This is a genomic window from Kitasatospora sp. NPDC093550, assembly GCF_044764985.1.
GTDB lineage: Bacteria > Actinomycetota > Actinomycetes > Streptomycetales > Streptomycetaceae > Kitasatospora.
The window spans coordinates 166,988-190,964 of sequence record NZ_JBIWJF010000011.1 but is presented as its reverse complement, the minus strand read 5'-3'; the positions used below and the strand labels follow the sequence as shown (position 1 = coordinate 190,964).

Annotated in this window: 18 protein-coding genes; 8 read left to right on the top strand and 10 right to left on the bottom strand. The window is 71.1% G+C overall.

The window, feature by feature from the left end:
• Nucleotides 1–48: 48 nt before the first annotated feature.
• A complete protein-coding gene (locus ACIRD3_RS19765) occupies nt 49–2,280 on the bottom strand; it encodes an alpha-L-fucosidase (RefSeq protein ID WP_402218070.1) in 2,232 nt (743 codons plus the stop codon).
• 334 nt (nt 2,281–2,614) lie between these two features.
• Here ACIRD3_RS19765 and ACIRD3_RS19760 point away from each other — a divergent pair, with 334 nt between their 5' ends.
• From ACIRD3_RS19760 to ACIRD3_RS19740, 5 genes are all read left to right on the top strand, one after another.
• Nucleotides 2,615–3,679 (top strand): sugar ABC transporter substrate-binding protein, encoded by a 1,065-nt coding sequence (locus ACIRD3_RS19760; protein ID WP_402218067.1) that lies wholly within the window; start codon nt 2,615–2,617, stop codon nt 3,677–3,679.
• A 45-nt stretch (nt 3,680–3,724) separates the two neighbouring features.
• Nucleotides 3,725–5,314 carry a sugar ABC transporter ATP-binding protein gene (locus tag ACIRD3_RS19755; RefSeq protein ID WP_402218065.1) on the top strand — a complete coding sequence of 530 codons (1,590 nt, stop codon included), beginning with the start codon at nt 3,725–3,727 and terminating at the stop codon, nt 5,312–5,314.
• The gene (locus ACIRD3_RS19750; RefSeq protein ID WP_402218062.1) at nt 5,307–6,347 is read left to right on the top strand and encodes an ABC transporter permease; all 1,041 of its coding nucleotides are present in this window, start codon (nt 5,307–5,309) and stop codon (nt 6,345–6,347) included. Before ACIRD3_RS19755 ends, ACIRD3_RS19750 begins: the two co-directional genes overlap by 8 nt.
• Nucleotides 6,348–6,438: 91 nt before the next feature.
• Nucleotides 6,439–7,752 carry an enolase C-terminal domain-like protein gene (locus ACIRD3_RS19745; RefSeq protein ID WP_402218059.1) on the top strand — a complete coding sequence of 438 codons (1,314 nt, stop codon included), beginning with the start codon at nt 6,439–6,441 and terminating at the stop codon, nt 7,750–7,752.
• Nucleotides 7,753–7,827: 75 nt separating this feature from the next.
• On the top strand, nt 7,828–8,535 hold the full coding sequence (locus ACIRD3_RS19740; RefSeq protein ID WP_402218056.1) for a FadR/GntR family transcriptional regulator: 708 nt from the start codon (nt 7,828–7,830) through the stop codon (nt 8,533–8,535).
• Between the two features lie 57 nt (nt 8,536–8,592).
• Here the strand turns inward: ACIRD3_RS19740 and ACIRD3_RS19735 are convergent, their stop codons facing one another.
• Nucleotides 8,593–9,711, bottom strand: a complete 1,119-nt coding sequence (locus ACIRD3_RS19735) for a fatty acid desaturase family protein (protein WP_402218054.1) — start codon at nt 9,709–9,711, stop codon at nt 8,593–8,595.
• 7 nt (nt 9,712–9,718) lie between these two features.
• Complete coding sequence (locus tag ACIRD3_RS19730) at nt 9,719–10,729, bottom strand: ferredoxin reductase (protein WP_402218284.1); 1,011 nt, start codon at nt 10,727–10,729, stop codon at nt 9,719–9,721.
• 132 nt (nt 10,730–10,861) lie between these two features.
• On the opposite strand from ACIRD3_RS19730, the gene ACIRD3_RS19725 reads away from it, so the two are divergent.
• Nucleotides 10,862–12,001, top strand: a complete 1,140-nt coding sequence (locus ACIRD3_RS19725; protein ID WP_402218051.1) for a PucR family transcriptional regulator — start codon at nt 10,862–10,864, stop codon at nt 11,999–12,001.
• 99 nt (nt 12,002–12,100) lie between these two features.
• Here ACIRD3_RS19725 and ACIRD3_RS19720 read toward each other — a convergent pair whose 3' ends face one another.
• The 5 genes from ACIRD3_RS19720 to ACIRD3_RS19700 form a co-directional block, all read right to left on the bottom strand.
• Nucleotides 12,101–12,754 carry a hypothetical protein gene (locus tag ACIRD3_RS19720; RefSeq protein WP_402218050.1) on the bottom strand — a complete coding sequence of 218 codons (654 nt, stop codon included), beginning with the start codon at nt 12,752–12,754 and terminating at the stop codon, nt 12,101–12,103.
• Between the two features lie 334 nt (nt 12,755–13,088).
• Complete coding sequence (locus ACIRD3_RS19715) at nt 13,089–15,239, bottom strand: NB-ARC domain-containing protein (protein ID WP_402218047.1); 2,151 nt, start codon at nt 15,237–15,239, stop codon at nt 13,089–13,091.
• A gap of 56 nt (nt 15,240–15,295) precedes the next feature.
• Complete coding sequence (locus ACIRD3_RS19710) at nt 15,296–15,772, bottom strand: hypothetical protein (RefSeq protein ID WP_402218044.1); 477 nt, start codon at nt 15,770–15,772, stop codon at nt 15,296–15,298.
• A gap of 355 nt (nt 15,773–16,127) precedes the next feature.
• A complete protein-coding gene (locus ACIRD3_RS19705) occupies nt 16,128–16,463 on the bottom strand; it encodes a hypothetical protein (protein WP_402218041.1) in 336 nt (111 codons plus the stop codon).
• 945 nt (nt 16,464–17,408) lie between these two features.
• The gene (locus ACIRD3_RS19700; RefSeq protein ID WP_402218038.1) at nt 17,409–17,981 is read right to left on the bottom strand and encodes a hypothetical protein; all 573 of its coding nucleotides are present in this window, start codon (nt 17,979–17,981) and stop codon (nt 17,409–17,411) included.
• A gap of 924 nt (nt 17,982–18,905) precedes the next feature.
• On the opposite strand from ACIRD3_RS19700, the gene ACIRD3_RS19695 reads away from it, so the two are divergent.
• The gene (locus tag ACIRD3_RS19695) at nt 18,906–21,050 is read left to right on the top strand and encodes an alpha-galactosidase (RefSeq protein ID WP_402218035.1); all 2,145 of its coding nucleotides are present in this window, start codon (nt 18,906–18,908) and stop codon (nt 21,048–21,050) included.
• A gap of 178 nt (nt 21,051–21,228) precedes the next feature.
• On the opposite strand, the gene ACIRD3_RS19690 is transcribed toward ACIRD3_RS19695, so the two are convergent.
• Nucleotides 21,229–22,188 (bottom strand): transporter substrate-binding domain-containing protein, encoded by a 960-nt coding sequence (locus ACIRD3_RS19690; protein ID WP_402218032.1) that lies wholly within the window; start codon nt 22,186–22,188, stop codon nt 21,229–21,231.
• Nucleotides 22,185–23,270: a hypothetical protein gene (locus ACIRD3_RS19685; protein ID WP_402218030.1), complete on the bottom strand. Its 1,086-nt coding sequence runs from the start codon at nt 23,268–23,270 to the stop codon at nt 22,185–22,187. The genes ACIRD3_RS19690 and ACIRD3_RS19685 overlap by 4 nt, the downstream gene beginning before the upstream one ends.
• A 225-nt stretch (nt 23,271–23,495) precedes the next feature.
• On the opposite strand from ACIRD3_RS19685, the gene ACIRD3_RS19680 reads away from it, so the two are divergent.
• A complete protein-coding gene (locus ACIRD3_RS19680; RefSeq protein WP_402218027.1) occupies nt 23,496–23,957 on the top strand; it encodes a Pycsar system effector family protein in 462 nt (153 codons plus the stop codon).
• The last annotated feature ends 20 nt before the right edge of the window (nt 23,958–23,977 follow it).

The following is a 23,977-nucleotide window of genomic DNA, read 5'->3' as shown; positions in this document are numbered from 1 at the left end:
CCGCAGGGGCTTTCGCGCCTGCGGCCCCGGTCCGGCGACGGCGGGCGGCTACAGCGCCGTGAAGGTCCACAGCAGGTTGGAGCTGCTGTTGTAGGTCCACTGCTTGGTGACGGAGCCGGATGCGACGCTGCCACCGCCGTCGAGGACCAGACCGGTGGTGCGGTTGGCGATCGAGTACGTGTTGGCGCCGCGGGGGGTGATCTTCCACTGCTGGTTGGTGCCGCCGTTCCACGGGGCCTGGCGGGCGGCGGAGCCGGCGGTGGTGGCCCCCCAGCCGTCGGCGACCATGCCGTTGGTGCGGTTGACCAGCTTGTAGTAGCCGCCGCCAACGTCGACCGCCTGCCACTGGAGGTTGCTGCTGCCGTCCCAGGTCCACTGCTTGAGGTTGGAGCCGGAGTCGACCATGCCGCCGCCGTCCAGGGCGAGGCCGTCGGTGACGTTGGTGAGCCGGAAGTACGTCGACGGGTTGAACTGGACCTTCAGCGAGGTGATCTGGTCGTTGTTGCCGGTGGCCCTGAGGTCGGGGGCGTCGGCGGTGAAGGTCCAGGCGGTACCGGTGAAGTTGTCCGCCGAGTAGCCGATCACCTGGAAGCCGGGGGACGTACGGAGGGAGGAGATGGCGGCCGCGCCCACGCCCGCCGCGGTCAGGTCGGCCGCGGTGTACTCGCCCACGGTCAACGCCGCCGATGCGCCCGTGTAGTTGACGTCCTTGAAGGCGACGGCGCCGGCCGGCGGCCGCACCACCGGGATGGCACCCGAGAAGGAGAGCTTCAGGACGTACGCGTAGGCGCCGTACGGCGCGGAGGACGGCAGGGTGACCGTGAGGCCGGAGGAGCTCTGCACCGGTGCGGGCAGGTCGACGGTGGTCCCGGCGGTGGAGCCGAGCAGCTTCACCGAGGTCAGCGAGGAGAGGTCGATCCGGTCCGCGCTCAGGGTCTTGATCGTGAGTGAACCGCCGGGCCAGCCCAGGACGGTGGCGTACAGCACGGTGCCGGCCTTGTTGCGGGTGAAGCGGATGTCCTGGGGAGTGCCGGCCGTCGGGTTGGTGAAGGAGCCACCGCCCATCTTCGTCGGCCCCTCGCCGTAGACCGTCCAGGCGCGGGTCGCGTAGATGGACTCGCCGAAGCGCTTCAGGTGGTCGCCGATGCCCAGCAGGACGTCCTTCTGCGCCTGGGGGATGGTGCCGTCGGCCATCGGCGCGATGTTCAGTAGGACGTTGCCGTTCTTGCTGACCCGGTCGATGAAGGAGTGCAGCATCTGCTGGATGCTGTAGTAGCCGATGCCCTGCGTGTAGCACCAGCTGCTGCTGGAGATGCTGTCGTCCGTCAGCCAGTACGGGCTGGTGAGGTCGGCCGGCCCGCCGCGCTCGTAGTCGAAGACCTCGCCCTTGTTGTCGAGGCCGTCCTTGTAGGTGGCGACGACCTCGCGGCCCCAGGAATCGGCCTGGTTGTAGTAGTAGGACAGGAAGTCGAGCCGCCGCGTCTCGTCGACCGCGTTCAGGTCGAAGTCCTGCCAGAGGATGTCCGGTTGGGCGCGGTCGACGACCTCCTTCAGTTTGTCGTACCAGAGCTGGTTCTCCTGCGCCCTGTCCAGCTGCCCGTAGAGCTTCTTCAGGCTCGGGTCCGACTGCGCGGGGGCGCTCTCGTAGTAGCCGTTGAAGTTGAACGCGTGGTGCATGGCCACCAGCAGCTTGAGGTTCTTGGCGCGGATCGCCGTGGCGAACAGCTGCAGCAGGTTCAGCTTCGGGCCCTTGGCGACCGAGTTCCACTCGTTGACCTGGCTGTCCCACATCGAGAAGCCGTCGTGGTGCTCGGCGACCGGGCCGGCGTACTTGGCGCCGGCGTCGACGAACAGCTGCGCCCACTCGTCGGGGTCGAAGTTCCCGCCCGCCGACTTCAGCTTCGGCGCGAACTGCACGGTGTTGCCCGCGAGGTCCTTCGCCCCGTTGATGAAGTTGTGGTACGGCCAGGCTGACGGCTGGCCGTAGGTCGCGATGTGGTGCTGGTTGGCCGCGCTGCCCGCCTTGTACATGTTCCGCGGGTACCACTCGCTCTGGTACGCGGGGACGCTGAAGACCCCCCAGTGGAAGTAGATCCCGAACTTCGCGTCCTGGAACCACTCCGGAGCCGCCGGGTGCTGGTCGACCGAGGTCCAGTCGGGGGTGTAGGTGCTCGCTGCCGCCTGGGCGACGCCGGCCGCGAGGCCGCCGCCGGCGATGGCGGCCGCGGCCACGCCTGCGGCCGCGGAGAGGAACTGACGTCGGTTCAGTGAACTCGCCATGAGGACATCCCTGGACTGGGGGCGGGGGTCGGGCCGGGCCGGGGGAACGTGCGACGCGTAGACCCCTGGAGCGCCGGATGTTACGCATGAAGGTCGTCCATGTAACGCCCTGATGTCAACGGGCGTGCGGGATATTGATGGGATTGATTTTGTGCTGCAAGCCGTCCGGGGTGCGCTCAACAGGCCGATTTCCCGGTTCTTTTGATCGGTGGCTAGACACACTCCCTCGCCGCCGCCTATACATACATCCCATCTCTCCGATGCGGCGGCGCACGGCAGCTGCCGCCCCGCACGACTCTCTCTCCCGCTCAGGGACCAGCGCGAGGACGTACCGATGAGACTCAGGACCGCACTCCGCTCCACCGCCTCCGCCCTGTCCGCCCTGGCGCTGCTCAGTGCCTGCGGCAGCGGCACGGGCGGCTCGTCCGCGTCGGGCGGCACGCCGCTGGTCGGCGTCGACTACCCGCGCTCGGACACCGACTTCTGGAACTCGTACATCAGGTACACGCCCGGGTTCGCCGGCCGACTGGGCCTGTCGCTGAAGACGACGAACTCGCAGAACGACGTGGCCAAGCTGACCGCCAACGCGCAGACGTTCATCAGCCAGGGGGTGAAGGGGATCGCGATGGCGCCGCAGGACACCGCCGCCGTCGCGCCGACGCTGGCGCAGCTGGAGGCGAAGAAGATCCCCGTCGTCACCATCGACACCCGCCCCGACAGCGGCAAGGTGTTCATGGTGGTGCGGGCCGACAACCGCGCCTACGGCGAGAAGGCCTGTCGGTTCCTCGGCACGAAGCTCAAGGGCCAGGGCAAGGTCGTCATGCTGGAGGGGGGCCTGGACTCCATCAACGGCCGGGACCGCACCGAGGCTTTCAACGACTGCATGAAGACGAACTACCCCGGCATCAAGGTCTTCGGTGAGGCCACCAACTGGGACGGCGCGGTCGCCGCCCAGAAGCTCCAGACGGACCTGACCGCCAACCCGGACGTCAAGGGCGTCTACATGGAGTCCAGCTTCGCCCTGGCCGGCACGCTCCAGGTCCTCAAGCAGAAGGGACTGCTGGTCGACCCGGCGGACGAGAAGCACGTCTTCGTCGTGTCCAACGACGGCATCCCCGAGGAGCTCACGTCGATCGCGGCGGGCAAGATCGACGCCACCGTCTCGCAGCCGGCCGACCTGTACGCCAAGTACGCGCTGGAGTACCTGAAGGCCGCCATCGACGGGAAGACCTTCCAGCCCGGCACGACCGACCACGACAGCACCATCATCCAGGTCCGGCCGGGTCTGCTCGAGGACCAGCTCCCCGCTCCCCTGGTCACCCTCGACGGCGGCACCTACGGGGGTGTTCCCAGCGTCAAGAGCGACGACCCCTCCCTGTGGGGCAACAACCACGGCTGACCTGCCTGGTCAGAACCAACGGCTAACGACGGCAAGGCGGTTGTGATGAGCGACGGGCAGCGAGCAGTCGGCCCCGCGGCGCCCGACCCGACGGGCGGCGGCCGGTCCCCGGCGGGCGGTGGACGGTCCCCGGCGGGCCCACCCGTCGTCGAGGCGACGGGCGTGGTCAAGCGATTCGGTCCGACGGTGGCCCTCGACGGCGCCCGGATCACCATCAGGGCCGGCGAGACCCACGCGCTCGTCGGCCGCAACGGGGCCGGCAAGTCGACCCTCGTGTCGGTCCTCACCGGCCTGCAGGCCCCCGACGAGGGAACGGTCGCCTTCGGCGGCACCCCCGCGCCCCGGTTGGCCGACCGCGACGCCTGGCGGCAGCGGGTGGCCTGCGTGTACCAGAAGTCCACGATCATCCCCACCCTGACCGTGGCCGAGAACCTCTTCCTCAACCGACACGACCACGGGCGCGGCGGGCTCATCAGCTGGCAGGGAGTGCGCCGGCGGGCGAAGGACCTGCTGTCGACCTGGTCGGTGGACGTCGACCCGCAGACCCCGGCCGGCGATCTGAACGTGGAACAGCGGCAGTTCGTGGAGATCGCCAGGGCCCTGTCGTTCGGCGCCCGGTTCATCGTCCTGGACGAGCCGACCGCCCAGCTCGACGGCGCGGCCATCGCCCGTCTCTTCGACCGGATCCGCGACCTGCAGCGCCAGGGCGTGACCTTCCTGTTCATCAGTCACCACCTCCAGGAGGTCTACGACATCTGCGACATGGTGACGGTGTTCCGCGACGCCCGGCACGTCGTCACGGCGCCGGTCACGGAACTCCCCCGCACCGAGCTGGTCGCGGCGATGACCGGCGAGGCGGCGGGCGACCGGCCGCGGGTGCGGTCCAGCAGCCTCGACCGCACCGCCGTGCCGGCCCTGTCCGTGCGGGCACTGGGCGGTGGCGGCACCTACGGTGACGTCACCTTCGAGGTGGGCGCCGGGGAGATCGTCGGACTCGCGGGTGCCGCCGGCAGCGGTCGTACCGAGGTCGCCGAAACCGTCGTGGGGCTGCGCTCGGCCCGGGCGGGAGAGGTGGCGATCGCCGGGCGGCGGCCCCGGCCCGGCAGCGTCCCGGCCGCGCTCGCCGCGGGTGCCGGGTTCGTCCCGCAGGACCGGCACCACCAGGGATTCGTGCCCGGCATGTCGATCGCCGACAACGCCACGCTGTCCGTGCCGCACCGGCTCGGCCGGAACGGGTTCCTCAGCCGCGCCCGGCGGGACCGGCTGGCCGGCGACATGATCGAGAAGCTCGCGATCAAGACGCCCGGCCCCGAGCTGCCCGTCTCCGCGCTGTCGGGCGGCAACCAGCAGAAGGTCGTCATGGCCCGGGCGCTGGCCGACGATCCCCGCCTGCTGGTGCTGATCAATCCGACCGCGGGGGTGGACGTGCGCTCCAAGGAGTTCCTCCTCGGCAAGGTCGAGGAGACCGCGCGGACCGGCGCGGGAGTGCTCATCGCCTCCGACGAACTCGACGACCTCCGCCTGTGCGACCGGGTCCTGGTGATGTTCCAGGGCCGGGTGACCTCGGAGATGGCCCGCGGCTGGCACGACCACGAGCTCGTGGCCGCGATGGAAGGAGTGGACCTCGATGCCTGAAACCGTCCTCGCGGACGCGGCCGCCCGGGCCGCGGAGCCCAAGCCCGCGCGTACGGCGCTGCTCGGCGGCCGGATACCCCTGGCCCGACTTCGCGACCTCGCCCTCGTCCCCGCGATCGTCGTCATCGCGATCGTCGGACAGATCGTCAACCCCGTCTTCCTGCAGGCCGACAACCTCGTCAACGTCCTGCAGACCATGTCCGAGATGGCCCTGCTGGTCCTCGCCCAGACGATGATCCTGATCGTCAAGAAGATGGACCTGTCCCTGGAGTCCACGATGGGCCTCGCGCCGGGCGTCGCGGCCTGGCTGGTCGTCCCGGCCGGCGCGGGACACGGGCTCGGCCTGCTCCCCGGCGCCTGGGCGGTTCCCGTCACCCTGGCCGTCGGGGTACTCGTCGGCGTGGTCAACTCGCTGCTGATCATCCGCTTCGGCCTCAACGGCTTCATCGTCACCCTCGGCATGCTCATCGTCCTGCGCGGCATCCTCACCGGCATCTCCGGTGGCCAGACCTTCTTCCAGCTGCCGGACTCGATGCTCTACCTCGGCACCGCCGAGTGGTTCGGGATGCCCGCCTCCATCTGGACCTGCCTGGCCCTGTTCGCGATCGCGATCGTGGTTCTCGGCTGGACGAGCTTCGGCCGCTCCCTCTACGCCATCGGCGGCAACGTCGACGCTTCGAAGGCGGCCGGCATCCGCACCGACCGGGTGCTGTGGACCGTGATCGTCAGCGGCAGCGCGCTCGCCGCCCTGGCCGGGCTGATGCTGTCCGGACGCCTGGCCTCGGTCGCCTCCGCCCAGGGCAACGGCTACATCTTCACCGTCTTCGCGGCCGCCGTCATCGGCGGGATCAGCCTCAACGGCGGCAAGGGCACGATGTTCGGCGCGTTCTGCGGCATCCTGCTGCTCTTCATGATCCAGAACGTGCTCACGCTGGCGGGTGTCCCCGCCCAGTGGATCGGCGCCCTCAACGGCCTGATCATCCTGGTCGCCCTCGCCATCTCCCGCATCACCGGCGGCAAGGTCCAGGAGTGACCCGGGCGGCCGCCGTCGGCCGCCCGCCCGCCGTCGCGTTCAAGCCCCGCCGACAGGGGCGAACCCCTCTCCCCTCCTAGGAGTCGCCGCGATGCCCCCGTCCTCCCGCATCACCTCCCTGGACGTCCTGGACGTCCGGTTCCCCACCTCCGAGCACCTGGACGGCTCGGACGCGATGAACCCCGAGCCCGACTACTCCGCCGCCTACGCGGTGCTGCGCACCGACGCCGGCGACGGACTGGAGGGCCACGCCCTCGCCTTCACCACCGGACGCGGCAACGACGTCCAGGCCGCCGCCATCGCGGCCCTCGCCCCGTACGTGGTCGGCCTGTCCGTCGAGGAGGTCTGCGCCGACCTCGGCACGTTCGCCCGCACGCTCGTCCACGACCCCCAACTGCGGTGGCTCGGACCGGAGAAGGGGGCCATCCACATGGCCACCGGAGCCGTCGTCAACGCCGCCTGGGACCTCGCCGCCAAGCGCGCCGGCCAGCCCGTCTGGCGCTTCCTCGCCGCGATGTCCCCCGAGGACCTGGTCGCCCAGGTCGACTTCCGGTGGCTCAGCGACGCCCTCACCCCCGAGGAGGCCCTCGGGATCCTCCGTCGTGCCGAACCCGGCCGTCAGGAGCGCATCGCCCGCCTGTTGGAGATCGGCTACCCCGCCTACACCACCACCCCCGGCTGGCTCGGCTACTCCGACGAGAAACTGACCCGCCTCGCCCACGAGGCCGTCGCCGACGGCTTCACCCAGATCAAGCTGAAGGTCGGCGCGGACCTGGAGGACGACGTACGGCGCATGCGCGCCGCCCGGGCGGCGGTCGGCCCGGACGTCCGCATCGCCGTCGACGCCAACCAGCGATGGGACGTGGCGCCCGCGATCGACTGGATGCGGGCCCTCGCCCCCTACGACCCGTACTGGATCGAGGAGCCCACCTCCCCCGACGACGTCCTCGGCCACGCGGCCGTCCGCGAGGCGCTCGGCCCCATCAAGGTCGCCACCGGCGAGCACGTCGCCAACCGGGTCGTCTTCAAGCAGCTGCTGCAGGCCGGCGCGGTGGACATCGTGCAGATCGACTCCGCCCGGGTAGGCGGCGTCAACGAGAACCTCGCGATCCTGCTGCTGGCCGCGAAGTTCGGGGTGCCGGTCTGCCCGCACGCCGGGGGCGTGGGGCTGTGCGAGATGGTCCAGCACCTGTCGATGTTCGACTACGTGGCCGTCTCCGGCACCACCGAGGACCGGGTCATCGAGTACGTCGACCACCTGCACGAACACTTCGTCGACCCGGTCCGCGTCTCCGGCGGCCGCTACCTCGCGCCGACCCTGCCCGGGCTGAGCGCACAGATGCTCCCGGGCTCGCTCAAGGAGTACACCTACCCCGACGGCCCGGTCTGGACGGCCCGTCGCTGACACCTGGCCGCCGTCGACCGCACCGCCACGCGTCAGTATCATCAACGCACCCGACAGGCCCGGAAGGAGTGCGCGGTGTCTCTGACGGACAAGGCCATCGCGCAGATCCGGGAGCTGATCCGCATCGGAGCGCTGCCCCCGGGTTCGAAGCTCCCGCCGGAGCCCGAGCTGGCCGCCCAGCTCGGACTCTCCCGCAACCTGGCCCGGGAGGCCGTGAAGGCCTTGGCCGTCGCCCGGGTCCTGGAAGTCCGGCGGGGCGACGGCACGTACGTGACCAGCCTGCAGCCGAGCGTGCTGCTGGAGGGGCTCGGCGGCGCGGTGGAGCTGCTGCAGGGCGATTCCGCCGCGGTGCAGGACCTCCTCGAGGTACGGCGGCTCCTGGAGCCGGTCGCCACCGCGCTGGCCGCCACCCGGATCTCCGACGAGCAACTGGCCGAGGTGGAAGGCCACCTGGAAGCCATGCGCGACGCCCGTGACGACGTGGAGCGGCTCAACGCCCATGATGCCGCGTTCCACCGTGCCGTCATCGCGGCCACGGGCAACGAGACCCTGGTCACGGTCCTGGAGGGCATCTCGGGGCGCACGCTGCGCGCCCGCACCTGGCGCGGCCTGGTCGACGCCCAGGCCGCGGGCCGGACCATCGCCGAGCACGAGGCGATCTTCCGGGCACTGTCGATCCGCGACGCCTCCCTCAGCCAGGCCGCCGCGTTGATGCACGTCAGCAGCACCGCGCTGTGGCTGAGCGAGCACCTGCGGTCGGGAGAAGCCCTCCCCTGGACGTGAAGACCGAGGGGTCGGCGGGACCTGAACCGGTGCCGGTGCCAGTGCCGGTACCGGTGATCAGACCGCGACGAGCTCCCGATCGCGCTCCGGCGTTCCGATCCTCGGCTTCCGGTTCGGCAGCGAGAGCCGGAAGACCTTGCGCCACGCGGAGAAAACCTGCTTCGGCAGCGGCCCGGTGACGTACTCCAGCCCGTACTTCTCGAACAGGGCGCGCACCTTCACCGCGACCTCGGCGTACCGGTTGCTCGGCAGGTCGGGGAACAGGTGGTGCTCGATCTGGTGCGACAGGTTGCCGGTCATGAAGTGCATGGCCCTGCTGCCGCTGATGTTCGCCGACCCCATCATCTGGCGCAGGTACCACTGGCCGCGCGTCTCGCCCTCGATCGACCGGCGCTCGAAGACCTGCACGCCCTCGGGGAAGTGCCCGCACATGATCACCGAGTGGGTCCAGACGTTGCGGACCAGGTTCGCGGTGAAGGTGGCGGCGAGCGTGGTGAGGAAGGACGGGCCCGACAGCAGCGGGTGGATCACGTAGTCCTTGAGCACCTGCTTGCGGATCTTGCGGCCCACGGCCCTGGCCCGCGCACGGAACTCCGGGTCCTTGCGGCGGCCCTTGCGCAGGTTCTTGCCGAGCTCCAGGTCGTACGCGGCGATGCCGTACTCGAAGAAGCAGGCGTTGACGAGGTTCCACAGCGGCTGGCCGAGGTGGAACGGGTGCCACTTCTGGTCCTCGTCGACGCGCATGATGCCGTAGCCGAGGTCGTTGTCCTTGCCGATCACGTTGGTGTACGTGTGGTGCAGCTCGTTGTGCGAGTGCTTCCACTGGTCGGACGGCGAGACGTGGTCCCACTCCCAGCTGGTGGAGTGGATCTTCGGGTCCCGCATCCAGTCCCACTGGCCGTGCAGGACGTTGTGGCCGATCTCCATGTTGTCCATGATCTTCGCCACGGACAGGCCGGCGGTGCCGAGCAGCCAGGCGGGCGGGAAGAGCGAGAACAGCAGCACGCCCCTGCTGGCCAGCTCCAGCTTGCGCTGGGCCGAGATGACCTTGCGGATGTAGGCGGCGTCCTTCTCGCCGCGGTCGGCGATGACCTCGTCGCGGATCGCGTCCAGCTCGCGGCCGAGCTCCTCGATCTGCTCCTCGCTCAGGTGGACGGTGGGGTCGATGGCGGTCACGGTGCTCCTACCGTTCGATCTCGCAGGGGCCCGCCGCGGCGGACACGCAGGTCTGGATGAGGACGCCCGGCTCGGCCTCGGTGATCTCGCCGCTGCGCAGGTCACGGACGGCGCCCGCCTTGAGCGGCGAGACGCAGCCGAAGCAGATGCCCATGCGGCACCCGGAGGGCATGAGCACGCCGGCCTCCTCGCCGATGTCCAGCAACGGCGTGGCGCCGTCCGCCTCGACGGTCCTGCCGGTGGCGCTGAACGTGACCTCGCCGCCGTCGCCGGCGACGACGACGCTCGGGCGGAAGCGCTCGGTGTGCAGGCGCTCGTGGACGCCGTGCTCGTTCCAGTGCCTCTCCGCGGCGTCGAGCAGGCCCCCGGGACCGCAGGCCCAGGTCTCGCGCTCGGCCCAGTCGGGCACGAGTTCGTCGAGACGCGCGATGTCGAGCCGGCCGTCCGTGTCGGTGTGCAGCTCGACGAGACGCAGTTTCCCGTCCGCGACCAGGCCGTGCAGTTCGGTGCGGAAGAGCACGTCCTGCGGCCGGGGCGCGAGGTGGACCATGACGACGTCGTCGAACTCGGTGTCGCGCAGCATGCCCATCACGGGCGTGATGCCGCTGCCGGCCGTCAGGTAGAGCACCTTGGCGGGCTTGGCCCGCGGCAGGACGAAGTCACCGGACGCCTGGTCGAGCTGGATCAGCGTGCCCGGTGTCGCCCTGCGGACCAGGTGGTTGCTGACCTTGCCGTCCGGGACGGCCTTCACGGTGATCGTGACGCGGCCGTCCCGGCGGTCCGTCGGCGAGGTGATCGAGTAGGAACGCCACAGGCGCCTCCCGTCGACGTCGACCCCGACCCGCAGGTACTGACCGGCCGTGTGGCCGCGCCAGCCCCGTCCCGGCCTGATCACGATGGTCGCGGCGTCTCCCGTCTCGGGGTGCACGGCCTCGATGCGCCCCCGCAGGTCGGCGCCCGCACGCAGCGGGCTGACCAGGTCGAGGTAGTCCGAGGGCAGCAGCGGCGTTGTGACCATCTCCAGCAGTTTCCACGCCTTGCTGCGGACTGTTCCACGCGTCATGACTCCAGCTTGCGGCGCCTCGGGGCGTAAAGTCCTGACCGTAGGACGTGAAACTGGTCGGCAGAATTGTTCGCAGGAAACAAATACGTGAGCCATGCAATCCGGAGGGCCGGCGAACCGGCCCTGGATGAGACGACGGTCACGGCACTTCGGGCCGCGCTGACGACCACCGCCGACGAGGTGGTCCAGGCGATCATCGACGAGGTCCCTCCCTACGCCAATGCCCTGTCGGGCCCCATGGGGGGCACCATCCGCCGGGCCGTCCGCACCGCGCTGGGGCACTACCTGGACCTGGCGAGCGGGAACGCCACGGGCGGCGACGCCGGTGACGCGGCCTACGAGCTGGGCCGCGGCGAGGTGCGCGACGGCCGTTCGATGGACGCCCTGCTCAGCGCCTACCGCGTCGGCGCCCGCGTGGCCTGGCGATGCCTCGCGGCGGGTGCCGTACCGGCAGGTCTGCCCGCCGCCGAGGTCGCCAAGTTCGCCGAGCTGACCTTCGCCTACATCGACGAGCTCTCCGCCGCGAGCGCCGCGGGCCACGCCGACGAACTGGCCGCCCGGGGCCGGGCCCACGAGCGCCATCTGGAACACCTGGCCCGCGACCTCCTCGCCGGCGCGAACCCGGACGTGCTGACGGCCTCCGCCCAACGGGCCGGGTGGCAGCCTCCGGTGTCGCTGACCGTGGTCCTGCTGCCCGCCGTCCAGGCCAGGCCCGCCTACCGCACGCTCGACCCGAGCACCCTGATCCTCGACGACCTGCCGGACGCCACCGGGGTGCTGCTCGTCCCCGATGCCGACCGGTCGCGTCTCCTGCGGCAGCTGACCGACCGCAGCGCCGTGGTCGGCCCGGCCCGGCCGTGGACGCGTGCGTCCGCCTCCTACGCGCGAGCCGTACGCGCGCGCTCCCTCTCCGCCGACATCCGCGACACCGAGGACCACCTGCCCGAGCTGGTGCTGAGCGCCGACGCGGACGCGTTCGCGGACCTGCGGGCCCGGGCCCTCGCACCGCTGCGGACCGTGCCCGCCGCGACCGCGCAGCGGCTGGAGGAGACGCTACGGGCGTGGCTCCTGCACCAGGGCAGGCGGGAGGAGGTGGCGGCGGCGTTGTTCGTCCATCCCCAGACGGTCCGGTACCGGATGTCGCAGCTTCGGGAGCTCTTCCCGGATCTGGCGTCGCCCCACCGGGTCCTTGAGCTGACCCTGGCCGTGGGCCTTCGGGTCAGCTGACGCGGGGCGTACGCGGGGCGGTGACTCCGTGATCTCCCGGTGACTCCGAGCGGGGCGGACCGGACCGGGACCGCCCCTGGTCACGACCGGTGGCGCCCCCTATTCGAGGGTGAGCAGGACACCCACCGTGTTGCCCTCGGTGTCCAGGCACTCGGTCGTGTTGGAGCCGTCCGGGTCGGCCAGGACGCCCAGCACGGTGCCCGTGCCGTCCTCGTCCGGGATCATCAACCAGTCGTTCGCGAAGTCGCCCTCGACCGGCTCCACCGGCCAGGCGGACGGGTCCACCGAGGCCCGCTGGAGCATCTCACGGAGGCACTCCAGCCTCCAGCTGTCCTCGGCGGCGCGTGCGTGCAAGGCGGCCCAGGCGCGCTTGAGCATCCCGGTGCCGGGCTCGATCCAGGACGTGCTGGGGCTCGCGTGCACCACGGCCAGGCCGGACGGGGTCGCGACGCGGTCGCCCCACTCCTGGGTCCGGACCGGAACGCTCTCGCCGGGGTGTACCAGGACCGCCACCGGGGTGCCGGGTGCGTCCTCTCTGGCTATCACGTAGACCGGCGTGCCGCCGGGTCGCGTCGGGAAGCCCCCGCCCTCCGGTCCCAGCGGGTCGTAGATCGTGCCGTCGCCCGCGGCACCCCGGATCAGGCCGGCCCGCTCGATCCGCCAGCCGTCGAGGGTCCGCACGCCCTCGGACGGATCGGCCAGCGCCGTACTCAGCGCGGGCATGAACTCGTACTCGTCGTCCTCGTAGGACATTCGATCACTTCCCGATGTCGTCGTTGCCGGGAGCGTAGACCGTGGCACCGACAGGCCGGTGGCCGTCCCCGGCCAGGGCCGCAACGGCGGCCGGACTCGGCCGCCGCGCGGGGCGGTTGACGAGGGAAGGGCCTGCGCCCGGCGCCGCACCGATCGCGTGCGCCCACCGGCCGGCGCCGGGCTCCGGGAACGCGGCGATGAGTGACGCCGTCGTACGACGACGGCCGGCCACGTGGATCGGCATCCGAAGGCTCCTGTCCGGGGTGGTGGCATGGGCCGCCAAGCATTCCCCGTGCCACTGACATCCCGCGCGACGCCCCCTGCCCGCCCGGCGCTACCTCCTCCACCACCCCTTGCCCCGGGGCTGTCCCTGCCAGTACGTGAGCGCCTGGTGGGTGGTCGCGAGGCCGGGATGGCCCGGGCCGAGGACGCGCAGTTGGTCGTTCAGCAGGTCGGTCAGGACGGCCACCGCCTCTCGGACGTCACCCGACTCACCCAGCCAGTGGCCGAAGCGGAAGCGGGTGTCGAAGGTGCCGGGGGCCGCCGGCCCGAGCGTACGGAGGAGCTCGTCGACGAGCCGGCGATACGAGAGCACTGCCCCGGCCGCGTCCCCGGCCCTGCCCTGCCACTCGGCGACGGTGCGGCGCAGGGCGAAGTCGGGCGGGCCCGTCCGTCCGTTGACGGCCGCGATGTAGCCGTCGTCGGCGAGTATGTCGCGATGGACGCCGGCGACGCCCGGCAGGTCGCCGGCCTGTTCGAGCCAGTGGGCCAGCCGGTACCGCAGCTCGGTGACCCCGGCGACCAGGCGGACGCGCTGCGAGGGGGACAGCTCGTACTCCGGGGCCAGCAGGGCGAGCAGGTCGTCGACCATCCGGCGGTACTCGGTGATCGCGTAGGCGAGGTCCCCGGATTCCGCCCGGAGCCGCGCGATCCGGCCGCGCAGCTTCGTCACGGACTCGTGCCGGGCTCCGAGCCGGTCGGCTGTCGCCGGCAGCAGCGTTTCGAAGTAGTCCAGGGCGGCCTGTGGCCGGCCGTCGTCCGCCAGCGTGTCGCCCACCCGGAACACGAGGTCGTGCAGTCTGCGGCCGGTGCTCCAGCCGTGCCGGAGCTCGGGCTCGCCGGATCCCAGCAGCAGGACCCGGTCGTTGCGGGTCAGCGCCTCGACGTTCGAGCGCAGCACGTCGGGTGGGAAGTCGAGGACGCGCGAACGCAGGTGCGGTGCCCGATCCGTCGGAGGCACCAGGAAGGACGTCAGCGCGTTCGCCTCGTCCGCCGACCTCCGGGACGCGATGAAGAGCAGGTCGGCGGCTGCGCCGACCACCGCTGCGGCCCGGCCGGCGGGCGCACCCTCGCGGACGGCTCGTTGCACCACCGGGTGGACCCGCACCGATCGGCTCCTGTCCGTCGGGTCGTAGTCGAGCAGGCTGCACCGGTGCAGCAACGCGAGCGTCTCCTCGGCGCTCCCGTCCGGCTCCGCGCCCTCGGCCGGCCGGGCGGTCCGCTCCCGGTCGAGGTACCGGACCGCGGAGGTCAGCACCGCGGCTGGGATGCCGTCGGAAGCCAGCGGCGCCGCCAGTTCCAACAGCACCCGCGCCGTCCCGACCGGCGCCAGGGCGTCGGCGCGCTCCAGCGCGAGGTCCCAGGCGTTCGGCAGTGGCAGGCTCTGCTCGTCCGGCAGTCCGCCCGGATCCGGCACCAGGTCGGCCAGCCGCTTGCCGTCGTCGCCGAGCAGGCGGAGGTAGTCGGCGCAGCTCAGGCCGGTGCCGACCAGGTAGGCGGCCGCCTGCGCGAGTGCGAGCGGCAGGTATCCCAACTCGCGGGCGAGCGCCTCCAGTTGCTCAGACGGCGCGGCCCGGCCGGACGCGGCGAGCACCGCCGTGAGGTAGCCGAAGGCCTCGGCGGAGCTGAACGACGGCACGGTGACCACCTGTCGGCCTGGCACCTCGCGGGCCAGGTCCCGGCGCCAGGTGGTGACCAGGGTCCGTCCCAGGCGATGGTCCGGCGGCCAGAGTCCCCGCAGGTCCTCGGGATCGACCAGACCGTCCAGGACGAGCAGCCGACGGACCGCCTCCCCGCCCCCGCCCGGCCGGAGCCAGGCCAGGAACTCCCGTGCGCCCTCCTCCGGATCGGCCGGGTCACTGCCGGTGATCTCGGCGATGGCCCGGGCGTAGGCCCTCAGAATGGCCGCGCGGCTACCGGCGGTGACCCAGACCAGCAGGTCGAGCCGCCCGGCCTGCCAGGCGGTGCGGGCCTCGTTCGCGGCCAGCTGGGTCTTGCCGACCCCGGCGGTGCCGACCAGTATCCGGCAGCGCACAGGGGCGTCGGAGGCGGCGGCGATGTCGGGAACGGCCCGGCGCTGGAAGCAGTGCGCGGTGCTCGGGACCGCCCCGACCTGGTGCGGCCAGGCTGCCGGGGCACGTCGGCCGGCGTAGTAGGCCACCTGGTCGACGTGGCCGACGGCGAAGCTGTGATCGCTCGCCTGCACCCCCGAGAACAGTGGCCGTGGCGAGGTCGGCGGTGGGCTTGGCGCAGCCGGTCCGTTCAGCCCCTGGACGGATCCGGCCCCTGAGGGTGGCCGATCTGCACACCGCCGTGGATCACACCGGCGGCGACCGAGCCTTCCTGAGCGCTGATGTGCACGTTTCCGCCGACCGCCATCCCGCCGTCACCGGCCGACACCCGAGCCTGCGCCGCGCTCTCGTCCAGCAGTTCGCGCAGCGCCTCCCCGGCGCGCTCGCGCTCGTCGTCCGGCAGGTCCTCCAGGAACGCCTCGAACCGGGTCTGCCAGGAGGCCTCCTGCCGGATCCGGAGCCGCTCCAGCTGCTCGCCCTCGGCCGCCGCGAGCTCGGTGGCGGTGCGGCCCAGCCGCTGCAGCTCAGCGCTCTCGCGCTGGGCGTCCCCCCTCCCGAACCAGGCGGCCAGCCGGCCCCGGAACCCCTCCCACGCCTCGGTCCCGGCCGCGGTCATCACCGCCGTCCCACCGGACATGGCCAGCGCGGTCAACGCTTCGGACAACATGGCGAATCCCCCTTGTCGGCACCCGTGACGCCGACCGTACCGCGAGCCGGACGCCCCTGCACAGGTCGATGTCCACGCCGTTACGCAGGCGGGCAAAGAGAGGTGACTGACCGTCAGCACCACCGCCGAGCTCGTCCACACCCGGGAACGCCGTCCAGCCGACCGCCCAGGCGGCCGGTCCCGCGCGGCATCGGACCGACCACCGGGGAGTCCCCGGAGGACAACGCGCTCGCGGCCGCCCAGCCGGACAGGCCGGCCGGCACCACGGGTACGGTACGCGACGCGCTCCTCAGCGCCGGGTCCTCGTCCAGGGGCCGGTGTCCAGAGGCCGGTGTCCAGGCCCTCGTGGGCCCGACTACACCGCGGGTTCGGCCGTCGCCGCACGCCAGGCGGCGATGACGCCGGCCGCCTTGGCCTCGAAGTCCGGGTCGCGCCAGGCTCCCGGCATGCCGATCACCGCGGGCAACTTGAAGTCTCCGTGCTCCCGGTGGGTGATCCGCACGACATAGCCGGAATCGGGGCGGTCGCGGTTCTTCCCGACCTCGACCTTGGTGAGGTCCGCCCAGGCGAACCGCTTGCGGGAGCCCAGCGCCCCCGTCCACCAGATCTCGCGCTCGTCGAAGCTCACGCTGCTGAAGGCGCCCCTCACCTGGAGGAGCCCGCCGATGATCAGGAGAACCCCGAAAGCCATGACGGCGGCAGTCCGGACGTCCGTCGGGGAGAGGGAACCGCGGTACAGAAGGTAGGCACCACCGGCCAGGAAGAGCGTCGAGAAGATCCATTGGCGCCGTACCTGTGCCGGGTGGAGACGGTGAGTCACGTTTTTCACCAGCGGATCGTTGCAGGTCGGGCCCGTCTGAGGAAGCGTCACCTCGGCCCTGCCCGTCTCACTCCCCGAGCGGTCCGGCACCCCGGCGCGGAACCGGTGAGCGAGGACTGCCCGGTACGAACGGGACAGGCCGCCCCACGGTCCCCGAGCCCACCGACCCGACCCCGGTCGCCGGCCCGGGACGCCGCCGCCGAGCCGAGCAGCACCACGACAGCGCGGGCTACGCCCGCAACCACGGGACCCGCTTCCGCGCCGTCGCGCCGGAAGGTGGTCCGCCATGGACCAGGTGGCCGGCACCCGAGCAGATCACGAGCGCCGGCCACCCATTCCGCATATCCATACGAACCATGGCAAACTGGGCGTAAGTGATCGTGCTCTACAGAGGAAAATCACCCATGACCCATGGAGCCCACCCCCATGCTCCTACCGTCCGCGCAAATATCGACCGGGCCCGCAGCTGCGAGGAATGCCGCGGCTGGGGCACTGTGATCACAGCCGAGGGCCGCCACGAGCTGTGCCCCAGGTGTCAGAACCCTGATTAGCACCCGACCTCCGACCCCTCCCCGACGACCTCCAGGCAGCCTTCGACGAATGCGGCCAGTAGCCACCCCGTCACCGTCGATTCCCGCCCTCGACGACGACGCGACCCGGGAGCCCGGCCTCGGCGAGGTGATCCGCGCCCGGGTGCGGGGACCGATCAGCGAAGCTCGTCTCCCCGCCCGCCTGGGCCACCACCGAGCCGGTCGATGCGGCCACACGCGTGGTAACCGACGCGGCCCACCTGCCGTACGGCGGAGGAGGACCGGGCTACGCCCGGGGTAGGCCGTCCAACGCCCCGCGCGCGATGCGGGCGCCGCCGCCGGGCGGCAGGACGACGAGGTACTGCCGGTCGGCGTCCTCGACGCGGGCCAGCGTGATGGAGGCACCCGCCGCGGCGAGCGCCTCCGCCGCCGGGCCGGAGTCCTCCGTCATCCGGTCGATCCGCGAATAGGAGCGGGTGAGGTCCTTCGCCGGGCCCGTGATCCAGATCGCGAGCCGCGCACCCCGGCGCAGCGCGGCGAGCAGTTCCCTACACAGCGGCCCGTCGTCGGCCTCTCGCAGGAGCAGGTCGTGCAGGCGTTCCTGCCCGCACGGCCGGGACGGCGCCGACTCGGCCAGCGCCCGGCACTGGCGGCACGAGGCCGGCGCCCTCGGCTGGAAGTGGTGCAGGAAGTGCTTCAGGTACCGGCCGCGGATCCCGCAGAGGGTGCGGCCGTTGCCTCCGGCGTGCTCGACGCCGGGCACGCCTTCGACCTCGACCGCGGCAAATTCGGCCGGCTCGCGCGCAGCGACGAACGACCACGTCCCGCCCGAATCTTCGATATCAGCAGTGCCGACCATGCAAGGCAGCATGCCAGCCGCTGGTCGAAGGGCTACCGGCGCGAGGACGGTCAGTCCTCCCACGGCCACGGGCTGGAGCTCCACCACGGACCGCGCGGCGAGACGGTGTGTCTCAGGGCCGGGTGGTCGAGAATCCTGCCGTCGAGGTGCCCGACGATGCGGGCGAGTTCGCGCGCGGACTTCGGCGGCAAGGCATGCACGGCCACGTCCAGGAGGTCCCGCCACTCGCTCGGCTCCGGTGGGCAGCAGGACGGTTGGCCACAGCCGGTGCGAAACACGGGTGAACGTCGTCGCGGGGTACGGGCAAGCGCGCTCCAGGCGACCAGGGCCCTGCCAAGGGCACCGGGCTCCAAGCGGGTTCGCTCCACACGGATGATGTCGGCCTGCGCCGAGCCTGACACCCGGCCGATCTTCGAATACCGCCCACGCTCGACCGGGAACCTCCGGTTCTCCGAGCGCAGGTCCGAAGGACGCCTACGCGGCATGGTCCTTTCGCTGCAAGGTCATGGTGCCAGCGTGTCAGAAGCCGGGCCGTGCACTCATTCAGCTGCGACCGAGCGGTTCCCGGCGATGGGATGTTCAGCGCGCGGGCGGACGTGCTATCTCTTGGAGTGCACTTCGTCGGGCGGGGGCACGGAACCGACTCGCCGACGGAGGGATCCCGAACCGGCGAACGCGGCACACCAGGGCCTTTGTGAGCGCTCACCCACCTCCTGACGGAACCAGGCACGGCCCCTGGCCGGACGGCTCCGGCCCGTGGCCCGGGCGGACGAGGACGCTTCCGCGCCGAGCACGGCGCGTCGGCCACTGCGGCGACCGGCATCGCCCCGTGCCCACGGCTACCGTGCTGCCGAGGGTACGGCGGGGCGGCCGTCGGGCATCGGACCAGGACCATCCATCCATCCCACCCTGAACGAGGACCAATTGACTGAGGCGAATCTCGTCGTGCTGTCGGCCGGTGACACGGCCCTCGCGCTCGACGTCACCGGACCCGAGATGCCCCGGGTGCTGCACTGGGGCGCCGATCCCGGCTTCCGCGCCGACGATGCCGCGCAGGTACTCGACGCCCTGGGCCGTACCTCGCGCCACCAGGCCGGCAGCCTGATGCCCTCCCAGGGGCGGGGCTGGGGCTGGTTCGGACGTCCGACCCTCGCCGGGCACCGCGACGGCCGGGTCCGCCCGCCGCGCTTCGAGCTCGCCGAACCGGCGGCCGTACGCGCCCAGGACGGCCGGGGCGGCACCGTCCGCGTGCGGGCCCTGGACCCCGGCGCGGGGCTCACGCTGGACACCGAGCTGCAGATGACGGAACAGGGCGTGGTGCGGCTGCGCCACACCCTGACCAACACGGCGACGGACACCTACACCCTGGAGGCGCTGGCGTGCGTGCTGCCGGTCCCCGCCCACGCCGTGGAACTGCTGGACTTCGCCGGCCGCTGGGCCCGTGAGCGCTCCCCCCAGCGCGCTCCGCTGCGGCAGGGCGTCTGGTCGAGGGAGAACCGGCGCGGCCGCACGGGCTTCGACGCGGGGCTGCTGCTCGCCGGCAGCGAGGGCTTCGGCTTCCGGTACGGCGAGGTCTGGGGCGTGCACGCCGCCTGGAGCGGCAACCACGTCCAGTACGCGGAGCGGCTGACCGACGGGACGACGGTCCTCGGCGGCGGCGAACTGCTGGACGCGGGTGAGATCCGGCTGGCCGAGGGCGAGTTGTACCGGACCCCGTGGGTGTACTTCGCGGCCTCCGGCACGGGCCTGGACGGCATCAGCCGAGGATTCCACGACATGCTCCGGGCCCGCCCACAGCACCCGGCCACCCCCCGGCCGGTCACCCTGAACATCTGGGAGGCGGTCTACTTCGACCACGACCCCGAACGGGTCCGCGCCCTCGCGAACACCGCGGCGGCGGTCGGCGTGGAGCGGTTCGTCGTGGACGACGGCTGGTTCCGCCACCGCCGCCACGACCGGGCCGGGCTCGGCGACTGGTACGTCGACGAGAAGGTGTGGCCCGACGGGCTCCGCCCGCTCGCCGACCACGTCCACGGGCTCGGCATGCAGTTCGGCCTCTGGTTCGAGCCCGAGATGGTCAACCCCGACTCCGACCTGGCCCGCGCCCACCCCGACTGGTTCCTCGCCGACCCCGACCGCCTCCCGTTCGAGCAGCGCAGCCAGCACGTCCTGGACGTCGCGCACCCCGAGGCCCACGCCTACCTGCTGGAGCGGATCAGCACCCTCGTCGAGGAGGTGGGCATCGACTACCTCAAGTGGGACCACAACCGCGACCTCGCCGACGCCGTCCACGACGGCCGACCCGGCGTGCACGCGCAGACCACCGCCGTCTACCGGCTCCTGGACGAACTGCGCGGCCGCCACCCCGGGTTGGAGATCGAGTCCTGCTCCTCCGGCGGGGCCCGCGCCGACCTCGGCATCCTCGAACGCACCGACCGGATCTGGGGATCGGACAACATCGACCCGATCGAACGCCAGGCCATCCAGCGCTGGACCGGCCTGCTCCTGCCCCACGAGCTGATCGGCTCACACGTCGGCTCCGCCCCCGCCCACATCAGCCGCCGCGACACCACCCTGGCCTTCCGCTGCGCCACCGCCCTGTTCGGACACGCCGGCATCGAAGCCGACATCTCGACCTGGTCGCAGGACGACCTGACCGCGCTGAGCGCGTGGGTCAGTGCCTACCGGCAGCTGCGCCCGCTGCTCCACGGCGGCGACGTCGTCCGCACCGACCACCCCGACCCGGCCGCCTGGGTCCACGGCGTCGTCTCGCGGGACCGGGCCCACGCCGTCTTCGCGTACGTCCAGCTGGAGACCTCCGTCGCGGAGAACGGCGCGCCGGTACGCCTCCCGGGCCTGGACCCCGAGACCCGCTACGTCCTGCGGGTGCGCCCCGAACTCTCCTCCCCCGAGCACACCTGGCCCGCCTGGGCACGACGGGCGGGCGCGCTCACCCTCACCGGCCGGTACCTGGCCCAGGTCGGCCTCGCGGCCCCGGGCCTGGCCAACCACCCCGGCCACGCACTGGTGGTCGAGGCACAGGCGCAGCCGTCGGCCCCGCAGACGTAGCCCTCCGCCCGCCTCCGGGCCCCCTGCCCCTTCACCCGGACCGGGGAATCAGCCCGGACAGGGCCCGGACAGCTTGAATGGCTTGTCCGGGCCCTGCGTCCGCTGAACCCGCATCCAGCGGCTGACCGCCGCGATCTGCGGACACGTGATGATCACCGGGAATTCAGAACAGCCACTGTCAGCCCTGCTTCGGGCAGTTCTTCTCCGGAGTGACACGTTCCGGTTCGGGCCGGTAGTTCTGGATGAAATTGGGGTTCTTCTGGACGGCGACGGGCAGGCTGCCCCTGAAGGCGGCCTCCCAGCCGTCCAGCAGGAAATCGTGCAGCGCGTTGAACATCTTGACGCAGTTCACCGGATCTTTCAGGCTGTCCTTGGGCAGGCCGATTCCGTACTCGGTGGGGTCTCCGAGGTTGATGTCCGGTCGGACTTCCAGCTTTCCGTTGCTCTGGTCCGCGTATCCGTAGAGGATCACCGTGTCGGTGAACATCGCGTCGTAGTTCCCGTCGAGCAGCTTCTTCGCGCAATCCGAATAGTCGTCCTCCGTGACCACCGTTCCGACCATCGGCTTCGCGGAAGCCGGCAGACCGCCTTTCGCGGTGCAGAGCCGGGTCGAGCTGTTGATGTCGGCCATCGTCTTGATCTTCGAGTCGGCGCGGACCAGGATGGCCTGCGGCGTCGCCATGTAAGGCCCGAGGAAGTCGACGAGCTTTCGACGGTCATCCGTCATGGAATAGGTGGCGATGACGAATTGGACATCGAGGTTGACGAGCTTGCTGTCACGCTCGCCGGACGGCACGTCGACCCGGTCGAAGCTGAAGTTCAGCTCCTTCTCCTTGCCCAGGAAATCGGCCACGGAGTTGTCGAATCCAGCCGCCTTGTAGCCGACGGTCTGAGTCCATCCAGGTTGATCGTTCTTCATGCCGATGTAGATGTGCACCCGCTTCTTCGAGCCGAGGAGCGGGAGCGGTCCCGGAGGGCTGGACGGCTCCGGGGCCGCTTCGGAGTCGAGCACCGCGGGTGAGCGGCTCGCCGCAGAGGTTCCCGTGGGGTCGGACGGACCGCAAGTGTCGCCCTGGCATGACACGAGCGGCAGGACGGCCGCGAGAACCATGCAGACGCCGATCCGGTGTCGATTCACGGTTGCTCCTTCAAGAGCGAGATGGAGTCGGACATGACCGCCTCGTCGTAGCCCAACACGAGAACGCAGTTCGAGGGGACCCCGCCCAGGCGGATCACCGGGTGAGCCAGATTCGTCGGCGCTCCGAGGTCGATGATCGTGGGCTGCCCCGGGACGAGGGGGACCTCCGGCGAGTTGGAGGAGGCGCCCACCGTGAGCGTGGCCCGGTGAAGACAGTCGTTGACGTTGCCCTGTGGATTTCGGAGGGATACGGTCAGCGCCAGGTACCGCCCCGCACGACTTGCCTCGAAGGTCGGCCGGGCGGAGTCGTCCGTGGCCGTCAGCTGGACAGCAGGAGGGGTCTTCAAGCTCTCGACCTGCTGCTTCCCGGGAGCTTTCGCCGCCCAGAAGGCCGCTGCTCCGGCGAGGACCACAGAGGCGGGAACCGCACCCCAGTAGATCGCTTTCTTCTTCCGCCTCTCGGAGGGGCTCCACGGGATCGCTCCGGGGACATAGATCCAAGCGCGTTCTCTTTTTCCCGACTTCGGCTTGTAGCTGACCTCATGGAACAGGCGCCAGGGGCCGTCACTGACCTTGACGTCCGCGTACACCGGGTCGCTCACCGCCACGGCGATGTTCTTGGGTGCCGCTTTGAGGCTGTCCCTGAGCTCACTGCAGTCCCGCATGTCCCCGACCCGGTGCGCATCGCCCAGCCAGCCGTTCGGCCCCGTAGGGAGGGCCGCGTTGTCGATCGCGATCCGTATCCTCAGCGGCTCGCCCCCCGAGAGCCTGTTGTGATTGTCCAGCTGCTCGCCCAGAGTGAGGATGAAATCGGTGGCCAGCCTGACTCCTTCGACCTGCTGGCCGGCTATTCTCCAGGTCAGCGAGTCGCCCTCGGCCTGAAGATTTCCGGCTTCCTTCTCCGCCTCGTAGTCGAATTGAAGCCCGATGTGCTCAGCGGCTGACCCGATGGAGTCCCGGAGGGTTCGCTGCCACTCCTCCTGATCCGCCCCGCTCACCTGCCGCCTGTAACCCTTGATGTCGCTCGATATGACGTAGTAGCGATTGCCATTCCGACTGTTCATGACCGTCCCGGCGTGCACGTGCCAAAAAATCCAGGTTGCCGAAGGCATGTGCCGACCCCCCGACACTCGAGTGCGGCCCTCATCTTGCCAGGGCGACGCCGTCGGCAACAGTGATGTTGCATCAAACCCGCTTGGCCCCAGTAGAGTTCGGGGAGCTGCGAGCGGGGAGGGTGTCGTATGGCGACAAGTGCGGCCGGGGGAAGCGGGAACGGAAGCGGGCGCGGGGCCGAACTGGCGAGGATATTGCTCACCGAGACCCGCGAGGAACTGGCCAAGGCCGATCAGAAGGCGAACCTGCTGCTCGCGGCCCTGGGGGTGGCACTGGCGGCATTGGCCGGCGCGCTGAGTTCCGGAAACTATGACCCGCTCATGTCGGACTGGTGGGCCGGGCTGGCCTTTTTCGGCGCCTGCGCCTGCGGGGTGGCCGCACTGGTGCTGTTCGCCGGTGCCGTGATGCCCCGGGTAGGGACCGGTGACAGGAGGGCGGTGCACTACTTCGGCGACGTCGCCGCCGGCGCGCGGCCGCTCGACGAAGTCCGCTCAACGGTCGAGCAGACCGATCTGGTGGAGCGGGACCTGTCCCAGTTCGTGGTCCTCTCCCGCACGGTTGCGGCGAAGTACCGCTACATCCGGCTCGGCATGTACCTCGGTGCCGGCTTCATGGGGTTCGTGCTGGTGAGTGCGGTCGGCACGGCCCTTCGTTGAGCCCGAATCCATCGGTCTGA

What these genes read in the sequence shown, in the direction of transcription:
- ACIRD3_RS19700 (WP_402218038.1), bottom strand. Translation starts at nt 17,981, where the DNA reads ATGGTCGGCACTGCTGATATCGAAGATTCGGGCGGGACGTGGTCGTTC.
- ACIRD3_RS19760 (WP_402218067.1), top strand. Translation starts at nt 2,615, where the DNA reads ATGAGACTCAGGACCGCACTCCGCTCCACCGCCTCCGCCCTGTCCGCC.
- ACIRD3_RS19730 (WP_402218284.1), bottom strand. Translation starts at nt 10,729, where the DNA reads ATGGTCACAACGCCGCTGCTGCCCTCGGACTACCTCGACCTGGTCAGC.
- ACIRD3_RS19705 (WP_402218041.1), bottom strand. Translation starts at nt 16,463, where the DNA reads ATGGCTTTCGGGGTTCTCCTGATCATCGGCGGGCTCCTCCAGGTGAGG.
- ACIRD3_RS19745 (WP_402218059.1), top strand. Translation starts at nt 6,439, where the DNA reads ATGCCCCCGTCCTCCCGCATCACCTCCCTGGACGTCCTGGACGTCCGG.
- ACIRD3_RS19750 (WP_402218062.1), top strand. Translation starts at nt 5,307, where the DNA reads ATGCCTGAAACCGTCCTCGCGGACGCGGCCGCCCGGGCCGCGGAGCCC.
- ACIRD3_RS19720 (WP_402218050.1), bottom strand. Translation starts at nt 12,754, where the DNA reads ATGTCCTACGAGGACGACGAGTACGAGTTCATGCCCGCGCTGAGTACG.
- ACIRD3_RS19710 (WP_402218044.1), bottom strand. Translation starts at nt 15,772, where the DNA reads ATGTTGTCCGAAGCGTTGACCGCGCTGGCCATGTCCGGTGGGACGGCG.
- ACIRD3_RS19755 (WP_402218065.1), top strand. Translation starts at nt 3,725, where the DNA reads ATGAGCGACGGGCAGCGAGCAGTCGGCCCCGCGGCGCCCGACCCGACG.
- ACIRD3_RS19765 (WP_402218070.1), bottom strand. Translation starts at nt 2,280, where the DNA reads ATGGCGAGTTCACTGAACCGACGTCAGTTCCTCTCCGCGGCCGCAGGC.